The 12,350-nt window shown below is 64.6% G+C and carries 10 protein-coding genes; 5 read left to right on the forward strand and 5 right to left on the reverse strand.

Translation table 11 applies throughout. The features are described from left to right. Positions 1–3: 3 nt before the first annotated feature. Both NKI29_RS16795 and NKI29_RS16800 read right to left on the reverse strand, forming a co-directional pair. Positions 4–4,125 carry an AsmA family protein gene (locus NKI29_RS16795; protein WP_352796732.1) on the reverse strand — a complete coding sequence of 1,374 codons (4,122 nt, stop codon included), beginning with the start codon at positions 4,123–4,125 and terminating at the stop codon, positions 4–6. A gap of 94 nt (positions 4,126–4,219) precedes the next feature. Continuing rightward, positions 4,220–5,635 (reverse strand): FAD-binding oxidoreductase, encoded by a 1,416-nt coding sequence (locus NKI29_RS16800; protein WP_352796734.1) that lies wholly within the window; start codon positions 5,633–5,635, stop codon positions 4,220–4,222. A gap of 119 nt (positions 5,636–5,754) precedes the next feature. Here NKI29_RS16800 and NKI29_RS16805 point away from each other — a divergent pair, with 119 nt between their 5' ends. Both NKI29_RS16805 and NKI29_RS16810 read left to right on the forward strand, forming a co-directional pair. Beyond that, positions 5,755–6,240: a thioesterase family protein gene (locus NKI29_RS16805; protein ID WP_352471602.1), complete on the forward strand. Its 486-nt coding sequence runs from the start codon at positions 5,755–5,757 to the stop codon at positions 6,238–6,240. A gap of 147 nt (positions 6,241–6,387) precedes the next feature. After that, entirely contained in the window at positions 6,388–6,585 is a 198-nt protein-coding gene (locus NKI29_RS16810) for a hypothetical protein (RefSeq protein WP_023676715.1), read from the forward strand. Between the two features lie 71 nt (positions 6,586–6,656). Here the strand turns inward: NKI29_RS16810 and NKI29_RS16815 are convergent, their stop codons facing one another. After that, positions 6,657–7,136 (reverse strand): Lrp/AsnC family transcriptional regulator, encoded by a 480-nt coding sequence (locus NKI29_RS16815; RefSeq protein ID WP_352796788.1) that lies wholly within the window; start codon positions 7,134–7,136, stop codon positions 6,657–6,659. A gap of 90 nt (positions 7,137–7,226) precedes the next feature. Here NKI29_RS16815 and NKI29_RS16820 point away from each other — a divergent pair, with 90 nt between their 5' ends. Then, positions 7,227–8,129 (forward strand): EamA family transporter, encoded by a 903-nt coding sequence (locus NKI29_RS16820; RefSeq protein ID WP_352796736.1) that lies wholly within the window; start codon positions 7,227–7,229, stop codon positions 8,127–8,129. On the opposite strand, the gene NKI29_RS16825 is transcribed toward NKI29_RS16820, so the two are convergent. Next, complete coding sequence (locus NKI29_RS16825; RefSeq protein WP_352796738.1) at positions 8,130–9,029, reverse strand: dienelactone hydrolase family protein; 900 nt, start codon at positions 9,027–9,029, stop codon at positions 8,130–8,132. A 272-nt stretch (positions 9,030–9,301) separates the two neighbouring features. Here NKI29_RS16825 and NKI29_RS16830 point away from each other — a divergent pair, with 272 nt between their 5' ends. Both NKI29_RS16830 and NKI29_RS16835 read left to right on the forward strand, forming a co-directional pair. Beyond that, positions 9,302–9,451 (forward strand): hypothetical protein, encoded by a 150-nt coding sequence (locus NKI29_RS16830; RefSeq protein ID WP_023676719.1) that lies wholly within the window; start codon positions 9,302–9,304, stop codon positions 9,449–9,451. Positions 9,452–9,460: 9 nt separating this feature from the next. After that, positions 9,461–9,892 (forward strand): hypothetical protein, encoded by a 432-nt coding sequence (locus NKI29_RS16835; protein WP_023676720.1) that lies wholly within the window; start codon positions 9,461–9,463, stop codon positions 9,890–9,892. Between the two features lie 10 nt (positions 9,893–9,902). On the opposite strand, the gene NKI29_RS16840 is transcribed toward NKI29_RS16835, so the two are convergent. Continuing rightward, positions 9,903–12,215 carry a glucose/quinate/shikimate family membrane-bound PQQ-dependent dehydrogenase gene (locus NKI29_RS16840; protein WP_352796741.1) on the reverse strand — a complete coding sequence of 771 codons (2,313 nt, stop codon included), beginning with the start codon at positions 12,213–12,215 and terminating at the stop codon, positions 9,903–9,905. Positions 12,216–12,350: the final 135 nt, after the last annotated feature.

Genomic DNA, 12,350 nt, shown 5'->3' on the forward strand with positions numbered 1-12,350 from the left:
CCGTCACCCGCCATTCAGCGATTTCAGCAGATCGTCGATCGACGAGGGATCGAGCTTGAGCTTTGGCGGGGGCTGCACTGGCGGTGGCACGTTGTTTGCGGCCGGTGGCTCCCGTTCCGCGCGCTCCGCCGCGGCCTTGCGTTCGGCGTCGAGCCTTGCCTTCTCTTCCGAGGCGATCCGCAACGCCTCTTCCGCCCTCTGGCGTTGCTGTTCTTCGGCCTGCGCTGCTTCCTCGGCAGCCTGTTGCGCCGCCTTGGCTTTGGCTTCGGCATCCGCTGCGGCCTTTGCAGCCGCCTCGGCTTTCGCCCTGGCCTCGGCTTCGGCTTTCGCCGCTGCATCCGCCTTTGCCTTGGCTTCAGCCTGCGCCCTGGCCTCCGCTTCGGCTTGGGCCTGCGCCTCAGCTTCGGCCTTTGCCTTGGCGTCCGCTTCAGCTTTCGCTTTGGCCTCAGCCTGCGCCCTCGCCTCCGCATCCGCCTGTGCCTTGGCGTCCGCTTCAGCCTTCGCCTTGGCTTCAGCCTGCGCCCTCGCCTCGGCTTCGGCCTGGGCCTGAGCCTCGGCTTCGGCCTTTGCCTTGGCGTCGGCCTCGGCCTTCAGCCGCGCTGCTTCCTGTTGCCTGCGCAGTTCCTCCGCCGCTCTTTCACGCTCGGTTTGCAGCGCAGCGTAGTAGCGCACCTCACGCCGCAGCCTTTGTTTCTCGAGCAGTGCGGCTTGCATGGCTTCGACCCGCTGCTGCTCCTTTTCCAGCGCACGCTGGGTCAGGAACTGTGCCAGCGGCTCGCTGTCGAACTGCCGTTTGGTGGCGCCAAACGGCCCGTCGACGCTGAAATTCAAAATCGGTTCGGAGCCGACCAGCGCCTCATCGCCGGGCCGGTAGGCGATCTCGCCCTTGGCATCGACGGTGCTGGTGTTCAGATCGGCGGTGATGTCGGCGGACAGCGTCGCGCCCGGGCTTTCGAATTTGACCGGCGGCGCCCTCAGCGTGCCGCCGGCGATGGTGAAGGCAATATCGGTGTCCTGCGCCGGAAAACTGCCCGCCGCGGCGATCTGCGGCACAAAGCCGGCGGTCTTCGACGCGTCGATATCGCGCCCTATCGCGTCGGCCTTGGCAATGAATGCGCCAAAGGCATCGGGATTGAAGCCGGCAATAGTCATGCCCTTCAGCGTCGCCGTGCCGGAACCGGACAGCGCCGCAACCATCGCGTCGACCGATTTGCCGCTGGTCGAAAGCGCCGTCGAGAACTCGCCGCTTCCGCTGATGCCGGCCTCCGGCAGCACGGCTACCAGATCGGCGCCGGCGAGTTTCATCTGACTGGAGAAAAGCCCGGTGCCGTCATTGTTCTTGAGCTCGAACAGGCCACTCAACGCGCCGCCGAGGAACTTTGCCTTGAGGTCGGAAACGCGGATGCCCTCCTGGTCGAGCTGCAGCGACAGCGCAGCGTCATAGGCGGTGGCAAGCGGACCGGCGGCAAGCGACGCCGCCGTCAGATCGAGATCGGCGGTAAATGGCAGACTGGATTTCTGGCTGAACGGTGCCGTCGGCCAGGTCCTGTCGTTGACAAGGAAGGCCTGGTCGCCGAACAGCATCACCGCCATCGGATCGAGGTCCAGCTCGTCCAGCGACAGCGCGCCGGCAAGATGCGGCAGCCCCTCGTTGATGTCGATATTTACGTCACCGGAAACCGCCGCTTCGTTGACGGCGCCGCTGAGGCCGCTCAGCACCAGGAGACCATTGCCGTAATCGGCATCGGCTGCAAGCGACGTCGACATGCCGGTGCCCATGCCGGGCAGGCCGACGCCGGTCGTCATCAGCCATGGCTCGATGTCGGCCGTTTCAAGGCTGACCTTGCCCTTGGCGGCCGCGCCTTGAGGCGTGTCGGCAATTGTCCCGTCGAAACCAGCTTTGAAGTCGTTGCCGGCCAGGCTGAAGCGTGTCGCCAGGCCGCCGCCAAGCGTGCCTTTGGCCGAGACCTCGGTAGTCGCCTCGCCAAGCATGCCGAGTGGCAGCGCCGGCAGACCGTAAAGCGCCAGAAGCGCGGTGGCGTCGGCGTTCCTTGCGTTGAAGGTCAGCGTCACCGGCGCTTCGAGAGGCCGGTCGAGCGCCCCTTTGCCGGACAACGACGCCGAAAAGGCCGAGCCACCGGCCTTGCCCTGTGCGCTCATTGCCAGTCCAGTCGTACCGTCGCCATTGTCTGCGGCACTCGTGACCGCATCGATACGCGCATCCTGGAACAGCTCGGGATAGGCAGCAGCACGCTCCGCCAGGCCCTTCAGCACTGCATTGTCGGGATAATGCTGGACGGCGACGTCGATCAGCGGCTTGAGGTCGACGGCGACCACCGAGGCGTCGAGCTTGCCGGTCGGGCTCGCCGGGAAATCCTTGATTCGACCGGTAGCGCTGATCGAGGCGCCGGCAAGTCCGCCGACCGACAGGCGATCGATCTCAAGCAGCCCATCGCGCAATCTAAGCGCGGTGTCGACGCTATCGGCGGTCAACCCGCCGGCGCTGACCGGCCCGGCCTTGATCTGGAAATCGAGGTCGCGGTCGGAAAAGCGGTTGGCGCCCTTGTCGCTGACGAAGATCGAGGCGAAGGCGGCGAGCCCGTCGACATCGAGTTCGCCACCTTCCAGTTGCATCAGCACCGATGGCCTTGTGTCGTCGGGCTGGCTGGAATCGATGCGGCCGGAGAACTTCGCCTTGCCGAGGATGAGTTCGAGATCGCTGAAGGCCTGGTGCTTCTCGCTCAAATCCACCTTGGCCTTGAAGCCGGCGGCCGGCAAGCGGCGGATCGCCTCGTCGACGTCCTTCGACAGCCATGCGGCGAAGCCGGAGGGCTGCGCCACCGCCAGAAGCAGCGATCCGGTGAAACCGAAATGGTCCTCGACGCTGACCATGCCGTTGGCTTCCAGCTTGGCGCGGCCGGGCAGCGTGGCGGCCAGCGATTTTACCGCCCAGCCGCCCTCGGCTGGCTCGGCGGACAGGTGCACGTCGCGAACGGTGGTATCGCCTGCCACCACCGCCGGCAGTTTCACCTCGACCGTGCCCGGTATGGTCGGCTTCGGCAGGTCGAGCAGCGCCTGCTCCAGCGCCGCCACCCGCTCGGACAGCGTCAATCCGGCACCGGCCGCCGCCCCCACGGCCTCGTCGAACTGCACCTGCGCGCCATTGGCCTCGATCGAGAAATGCGGCTTCAGCCCAAGGTCGACCGCAGCCTTGCCGTCGGCAGTGTAGGGATTGTCGCGCGGCCCGGTCTCGAAGCGGAATTCGTCGACGCCGAGCTTCTGGTGGTCGAGCGAAAACTTGCCGTTCAGCCTGAAGCCCGGGTCCGGTTTGCCGGCGCTGACTTTCAGCGCCTCGCCGCCGGTGCCCAGCTGCCGCGCCGCAGTCTGGTCTGCGCCCGATATCTTGAACTGGCCCGAATAGACGGCGGCGCCCTCGACGAGGCCCACATTGCCGTCGGTCTCGATGACCAGCGGATAGGCGTCCGGATCGGCCTTGAGCCTGAGCCGCATTTGCCCGTCCGGTTCGGCCTTGCCGGTGGAAGCGGCGATCGTCGTCCGCAACCCGTCCAGCAACAGCGAGCCGTCCAGCCGCCAGGGGCCGGCCAGCGACTTGGCCGAGATCGTCGAGTTGATCTCGGAAATAAGATGGCTGCGCCCGCCGGCGGCGTGGCTGAGCGCGATCTGTCCTTCCGTCACCGTCAGCTTCTCGATGGAGATCTGGCCGGGATCGAAGGGCGAGGACGGCCGTATCGTCCAGTCGACCGTGCCGTCGGCGGCGATGTCAATCGTCGCCTTCGGCCGCACTAGGCGCATGTCGAAGATCAGCACCTCGCCGCGCAGGAATGGCGCGAGTTCTGCATCCATCGAAAAGGTTTCGACGGTCATCGCCGGCTGGCCGTTAGGGCCACCGGCAACGGCGACGTTGGAAAAGGTCACCGAGGGGAACGGCAACAGCCTTGCCGTCGCATCGCCTCGCACGGTCACCTTGCGGCCCAGGACGGCACTGGCCTCGCGCTCGAAATCGGCACGGTAACCTGTCCAGTCGACAAAGTACGGCACCACCAGCGCCGCACACAGCACCAGCACAAGAAGCCCACCGAAGATCACGAACAGGCGTGCGAGCATGAACTCCTAGACAGTTGATAGTAAAGTCAGTGGCACTCTACCCGCATCAGCGTGTCGATAAAGAGGCAAATCGGGGCGCGGCAGCGGCCTGATGTCAGTCCTTTCCCGGCAGTATCTTCCCCGGGTTCATGATGTTCAGCGGATCGAGCGCCTGCTTGATCGTGCGCATGATGTCGACGCCATGGCCGAGCTCATGCCGCAGGAAGCCGATCTTGCCTTGCCCTATGCCGTGCTCGCCAGTGCAGGTGCCGTCCATGGCGATGGCGCGCATATTGAGCCGCGCCACGAATTTTTCGGCCAGTGCGATCTCTTTCGGGTCATCCACGTCCATCAGCACCAGCACATGGAAATTGCCGTCGCCGGCATGGCCGACGATCGGCGCGATCAGGCCCATCTCGGCGATATCCGCCTCGGTCTCGGTGACGCATTCGGCAAAGCGCGAGATCGGCACGCAGACATCGGTCGACAGACCCTTGGCGCCCGGCCGCAGCGTCAGCGACGACCAGTAGGCATCGTGCCGGGCTTTCCACAATTTTGTCCGCTCTTCGGCGACGCTGGTCCACAGGAACGGACCGCCGCTATTTTCCTCGGCGATCATGCCGAAGGTCTCGGCCTGTTCGGCGACGCTGGCATCGCTGCCGTGGAACTCGACGAACAGGCACGGGCTCTCCGGATAGTCGAGCTTCGAATAGGTCTTCATCGCCCGCATCTGCAGCGCGTTGACCAATTCTATGCGCGCCACCGGAATGCCCATCTGGATGGTCGCGATCACCGTGTTGCACGCCGCCTCGAGGCTGGGAAACGGGCAGACGCCGCCTGAAATCGCCTGTGGAATGCCCTGCAGCTTCAAGGTCAGCTGGGTGATGATGCCAAGCGTGCCTTCCGAACCGATCAGCAGCCGCGTCAGATCATAGCCGGCCGAGCTTTTCTTGGCGCGCTTGCCGGTCGTCACTGCTTCCCCGTCGGCCATCACCGCCGTCAGCGACAGGACGTTCTCGCGCATCGTGCCGTAGCGCACCGCGTTGGTGCCCGACGCACGCGTCGCCGCCATGCCGCCGAGCGAGGCGTTGGCGCCCGGGTCGATCGGAAAGAACAGGCCGGTGTCGCGCAGGTGCCGGTTGAGATCCTCGCGCGTCACGCCGGGCTCGACGGTGCAGTCGAGGTCCTGCGGATTGACCGCAATGATGCGGTTCATGCGTGACGTATCGAGCGAGATGCCGCCGCCCGGCGCATTGGTGTGGCCTTCCAGCGAGGAACCGACGCCAAAGGCGATCACCGGCACGCGATGCGCCGCGCATGCGCGCACGATCTCCTGCACCTCCTCCGTCGTCTCGGCAAAGGCGACGCCGTCCGGCGCCTGCGTCGGAATATAGGTCGTGGTGTGCGCGTGCTGGGCCCGGATCGCCTGGCCGGTCTGGAATCGCTCGCCGAGCCGCTGCTTGAGGATGCCGAGTACGGCGGCAATGCCTTCTTCGTTGCGCTCGACCGGATTGAGGTCGCTTAGAGCCATCGATTCCTCCGCGAATGGACCAGCGTCCACCCTTGTTCTGCATCTACGGATGCGTAGTCTCACCAACCACGCTCTGTCCAGTCCACGCTCATCCCGGCATGACGAGAAGGAAGTTTCCGATGCCCATCCCCGCCCCTTTCGTCTCCCGCGCCATGGACATCGAGGAGGCCTGGATCGACTACAACGGCCATCTCAACATGGCCTACTACAACGTGCTTTTCGATCGTTGCTCCGACGAAGCCTTCGAGATGATGGGGATGGGGCCGGATTATGTGAAAGAACGACGGCTGACCATCTACACGGCGGAAGTCCATGTCTGCTACGTCCAGGAGTTGCATCTCGACCACAAGGTCACCGTTTCGTTCCAGCTGCTGGACCATGACGAGAAGCGGCTGAGGGCCTATCAGGAAATCCGTCATGTCGACGGTTGGCTCGCCGCCACTTCAGAAACATTGTCGCTGCACGTCGACATGGCTGGCCCGAAGGTAGCGCCCTTCCCCGCCGACGTCCTGGCCAGGGTGGAAGCGATGCGCGCCGCCCATGCCGCCCTGCCGATGCCGGAGCGCGCCGGCCGCTCGATCGGTATTCGTCGTAAGCCGGCTTGAACCGCAACCCAACCGCCGTTAACCTTACCGAGGTTTTAACGTGAACAAGCCGAATTGAGACGTTGAACGACTCAGCGCGGCGTTGGAAAACCGTCCGCATCGAATTGCGATACGGGCGGCGGAGCAGCAGCGGTTCGGGGAACGTGCATGAAAACCGACATCAAGGTCGAGGCGGACAGGCTGGCGGCTGATCCACGCATCACCGACTATGATTTCTGGCGCTCGCTGAAGAACCTCAACAACGAGATCTTCCACATCGCCAACAACAACGAGCCGATCCCCTTCGCCATGATCCGCTGGCGCGCCATCCTGAAGCAGGCGCGGATGAAACGCGGCCACGCCTGAACGGTGGGGAAAAAACAGACCGGCCGTCCGGTTTGCATTTCTGATGATGTGCTGACGAACGATCCCAAGCGTCAAGGCAGCCGCTTCACCGCCCCCAGCGGCGATCGCGGCACCACCGGCGACGACTGGATGATCGCCGTATTGGTCATCGCGAACGGAATGATCCGGTCGATTACCCGCTCGAGCTCGGCCACCGAGGCGACATGCGCCAGCGCGATGAAACAGTCTTCACCGGCGACCCGGTCGCATTGGGCGATTTCCGGTAGGTCGCGGATGATTTCGGCCACGACAGCGAGCTGGCCCGGCACCGGCCTGATCCGCAGCCACGCCGACAATTTCATGCCGAGCGCGGCCGGATTGATGCGCACCGTGTAGGCCTCGATCACGCCGCTCTCCTGCAGCCGCTTGATGCGCTCGGCCACGCTCGGCGCCGACAGGCCGACCGACCGCGCCAGTTCGGCGGTGCTGGTGCGCGCGTCCTTTTCCAGCAGGCGCAGGATTTTCAGGTCCGCCGGATCCAGATCGCTATTTTCATTTCGAAGGCGTTTCAGCGCAATGCTCCTTGCTTTCGGAAAGGAAATGGCCGAAATGCCCGGCCATTATCCATATCAATGGCAAAAATCGCCTGCGATACTGATCCCATGCAAGATCGGACGCAAGCCCCCGCAGCAAGTCCGGCACTCGCCGGCCCCGCCTTTATCTTGGCAAACGCGGTCCCGCCGCATCTCTGGTTCGGCGTCAGCGCCGTGTTCCACTATCTCGGACCGGCCTTCGCGGTGCTGCTGTTCCCGCATGTCGGCGTGCTCGGCATGGCGTGGCTGCGCATTGCCACCGCGGCGCTCGTCTTTGCCCCGCTGACCCGACCGTGGGCGGTCTTCGCCCGCGCCGATCGCTCGACGCAGTTGCTGCTTGTGGCCTTCGGCGCCTGCCTTGGCGTGATGAACTGTTCTTTCTACCTGGCGCTCGATCGGCTGCCGATCTCGCTGGTGGCAGCGATCGAATTCGTCGGCACGATCGGCGTCGCGCTTGTTGGTCTCAGAAGCCCGCGCAATCTCGCCGCCCTCGCAATCGCTGTCGCCGGCACCCTGTTGCTGATCGACGTCAAATGGTCGAGCGATCCCGTCGGCCTGTTCTGGGCCTTCCTCAACGGCACGCTGTTCGTTGGCTACATCGTTCTTGGCCACCGCGTCGCGCGCGCCGGCGCCGGCGACGGCATCGCCGGGCTGGGTGCCGCCATGGCGGTCGCCCTTCTCGTCGTTCTGCCGATCGGTTTCGCCGATGCTCTGCCGGCTTTCTCGGCGCCGCCGCTGCTGCTTGCGGCGGTCGGCGTCGGCATCTGCTCGTCGGTCATTCCCTATATTTGCGACCAGCTTGCCATGTCGCGGCTGCCGCGCTCCAGCTTCGCGCTGATGCTGTCATTGCTGCCGGTCACCGCAACGTTGATCGGCGTCATCGTGCTGCGGCAGGTGCCGAGCCTCACCGACTGCCTTGGCATCGCCCTGGTGATGGCCGGCGTGGCGTTCCATAAGCCGGCGCCGGACTGATCAGGCCAGCTTCTCCTTGAGGAAAGCGATCGTCCGGCCCCAGGCGAGGTCAGCCGCCTTCTTGTCGTAGCGGGCCGCCGACGTTTCGTTGTTGAAGGCATGGTTGGCGCCTTCATAGACATAGACCGAGTATTCCACATGGGCCGCGTCGAGTGCCTTCTTGAAGGCATCGATGCCGGCATTGGTGCGGGTGTCGAGCCCGGCATAATGCAGCATGAGCGCGGCCTTGATCTTCGGCACGTCCTCGGCCTGTGGCTGCATGCCGTAATAGGCGACGGCGGCGGCGAGGTCCGGCGCGTTGACGGCCAGCATGTTCACCGTGCCGCCGCCCCAGCAGAAGCCGACGGCGCCGACCTTGCCGTTGCCGTCCTTGTAGCCTTTGAGGTAGGCGACGGTTGCCACGGCATTGGCGGCGACCTGTGCTGGATCGAGCTGGGAAAACAGGTCACGTGCCCTGTTTTCATCGTCCGGCGTGCCGCCGAGCGGTGTCATGAAGTCCGGCGCAAGCGCCACGAACCCTTCCAGCGCCACGCGCCGCGCCACATCGCGAATATGCGGGTTGAGACCCCTGTTCTCGTGCACCACGATGACGGTGCCAAGCTTGCCGGTCTGGTCCGCCGGCCTGACCAGATAGCCCTTCATCTCGCCGGCGCTGCCGGGATAGCTGATGTCCTCGCCTTTCACACGCGGATCGTCTTCCGCCACGATTGCCGCCTGGGCCGAGTTCGCCGCCAGCAGCGGCGCGATCGCGGCAGCTGCCGCACCCGATCCGGCAAGCCTGGTCAATTGCTCCATGAAGCGCCGCCGGTCGAGCGTCAGATGCGTGTATTCGTCATAGGCGTCGATCATCGCCTGGGTAATGACAGGCTCGGCGGCAGTGGGTCCGGCACGTGTTGTCATGGCGCGCTCCTCGTCGGCGCCCCCCGCGGCAACATAGAGCCGAAGCTTGCCTGGTCCAGTCACGGCTGAGTGAGGCCGCCATAAGTCCCTGCACGAGGGCCGTGATGCCGCTGGCCCCACTGTCGTTAAATTTTGGTCCTTTGTGGCAATGCTAAATGCACGCACCACAATGTAAAAAGAAGTTACCGGGCTGTGCCTCACTCGGGCCATTTGGCGAACGACAATGGCCATTTGGCGGGAAAAGAATGCCTGATTGACGAAGGAACACGCCCATGACCTTTCCCTCCCCGCTTCTGGCAAGTGGGTTCGCCCTCGCCGCTATGGCTTTGCTGGCGCTGCGGTTCACTGCCTTCACCGCCTTCAAACGATCGTTGATCAAGATCCGCGCCAACCGGCACCCGCCCGCAAACACCAAAGCCTGAGGAAAGGTCATGGACGTTCAGGACATCATCAACACCGTCTCCCAGAAATCCGGTCTCAACCAGGCTTTGACGGAAAAGATCGCCGGCACGATTTTCTCGGTGCTCGAACACGAGGCGGAAGGCACGACTCTGTCCAGCTTCTTCGCCAAGATCCCGGGAGCCGACGCCCTGGCCAAGCAATATGATGTCATGGCTCCCGGCGCAGCTTCCGGTGGTGGCCTCCTGTCCTCGCTGGAGGGCGCGCTCGGCGGCGCTCTCGGCGAAAAGACCGGCGCGCTGATCAACGGCGTCGCCATACTCAAGGCATCAGGTCTTACGCTGGCACAGATCAGCCAGGCCGGCACGATGCTGGTCCAGCAGGCCGAGACAGCCGCCGGCCCGCAGCTGACCAGTGAGGTACTTGCATCGGTACCCGACCTGAAAGGGCATCTCGGGCTCTGAAGGAACTTCTCTATTTCGGCAGCGTATAAGCCATCACATAGTCGCCCGGCTTGGTACCGACCGAGCCGTGGCCGCCGGCAACGATGACGACGAACTGGCGTCCGTCGGCTACCGTGTAGGTCATCGGTGTCGACTGCCCGCCCGCCGGCAGCCGCGCCTGCCAGAGTTGTTTGCCGGTCGTCAGGTCATAAGCGCGCACATAGTCATCGACCGCCGCACCGAGGAAGGCGACGCCGCCGGCAGTGATCATCGGCCCGCCAATGCCGGGCACGCCGACCTTGAACGGCAGCGGCAATGGCGTCATGTCGTAGACGGTGCCATTGCGATGCTTGTAGACGATCTTGCCGGTCCGAAGGTCGGCACCCGCCACATAGCCCCAGGGCGGCGCCTGGCAGGGAATGCCGAGCGGCGACAGGAACGGCTTCAATATCACTGCGTAAGGCGCACCGTCATTGCGATTCAGGCCTTGTTCGCTGCCCTTGGTGTCACCGGGCGGCGGCACGTCGGCGCGCGGCACCAGCTTGGAGATGAACGCCAGGTACGTCGGCATGCCGAACATCACCTGCCGGACCGGATCGACTGCCACGCCGCCCCAGTTGAAGGTGCCGAAATTGCCGGGGTAGATCAGCGAGCCCTGCAGCGACGGCGGCGTGTAGCGGCCCTCATAGCGCAACTTCCGAAGCTCGATCCGGCAGGCCAACTGGTCGAACATGGTAATGCCCCACATGTCGGCGCCGGTCAGCGGTTTCGGACTGAAGCTGAGATCCGAGAGCGGCTGCGTCGGCGAGGTATGGTCGCCCTCGATCGCGCCGCCCGGCGCCGGCACTTCCTTGACCGGAACGATCGGCTCGCCGCTGCGCCGGTCGAGAACATAGAGGTCGCCCTGCTTGGTCGGCCCGACCAGCGCCGGCACCACGCCACTTTCCGTGGTGATGTCGACCAGCGTCGGCTGCGCCGGCACGTCCATGTCCCAGAGATCGTGGTGCACGGTCTGCCGCACCCAGCGCAATTGTCCGCTGTTGAGATCGAGCGCGGTGATCGAAGAGGAGAATTTCTCGTCATTGGCGCTGCGCCCGGCGCCGAGCTGGTCCGGCGTCTTGTTGCCGAGCGGCACATAAAGCAGGCCGAGCTTCTCGTCGGCGCTTGCCGTCGACCACATGTTGGGCGAGTTGTTGGTGTAGGTCTGGTCCGGCGGCAGCGGCGTCGTCTGGTCCGGATTGCCGGAATCCCAGTTCCACAACAGCGCGCCGGTGTCGGCATCGTAGGCACGGATGACCCCGGACGGCTCCTGCGTCGAATAATTGTCGTTGACCGCGCCGCCGACGATGATCTTGTTGGCGACGATCAGCGGCGCCGAGGTCGAATAATAATAGCCCGGCTTCGGATATGGCATGTTGGCGACCAGGTTCAGCGTGCCGCCTTCGGCGAAAGTCGGGCAGACCTGGCCATTCGCCGCATCGAGCGCGATCAGCCGGGCGTCGGATGTCGGCAGGTAGATGCGTGTGGCGCAGGGCTGGCCGGCGGCGACCTTGGCATCGGCATAATAGGACACGCCGCGGCAGGTCTGGTGCTGGCGGTCCTTGTTGAGCTTGACCTGCGGATCGAACCGCCATTTCTCCTTGCCGCTCGCGGCATCGATGGCGATGGCGAAATTATGCGGCGTGCAGATGTAGAGCGTGTCGGCGATTTTTAGCGGCGTCACCTGATAGGTCGTCTCGCCGATGTCGTCGGGCCCTTTCACGTCGCCGGTGCGGTAGGTCCAGGCCGGCTGCAGATTGGCAACGTTTTCAGCGGTGATCTGGTCGAGCGGCGAATAGCGCTGGCCATATTGCGTGCGACCGTAATAGTGCCATTCGCCAGCCGGCACGTTGCCGCCAAGATCGGCCGTCGGCGTCACCTTGTCGGTGTTGAGTTCACCCGCAATATCCTTTGGATCGGTCGTCATCGAATAGCCGGCGACGGCAAGCGATGCCAGCACGGCGAGGATAAGCGGCGCGCGTCCGTCGGGACCGGTAAGCCCGCGCCGCGCCCATGGCGTCAACAGCCATAGCGCGACAAGCACGATGATGCCGCCGCGCGGGCCGAGCTCCCACCAGTCGAAGCCAATCTCCCAGACCGCCCAGGCGAGCGTGCCGAGCACGATCGCCGCGTAGAGCCACAGCGCCGTGGATCTGCGCCTGTAGAGCAGCCAGGCCGCGACAAGGAAAGCTAGACCGACGATGACGTAGTACCAGCTGCCGCCCAGCGTCACGAGCCAGATGCCGCCGCCGCCAACCGCCAGGCCGATGAGGAAAAGGATCAGGGAGGTAATGACCACAGCCAAGACGGTGCTCCTTCGACTGGTGCGCTCCGCGACGCGTCCATGGGCAACCCCGCATTGCGTTCCTGCCCCCACGCAACTTTCTCCGGCCCGCTTCCCCTGTCAAGCAAGCTCGGCGTTTTACGGTGCCGACCCTCA

This window comes from Mesorhizobium sp. M0678 (assembly GCF_040320505.1).
Lineage (GTDB): Bacteria > Pseudomonadota > Alphaproteobacteria > Rhizobiales > Rhizobiaceae > Mesorhizobium.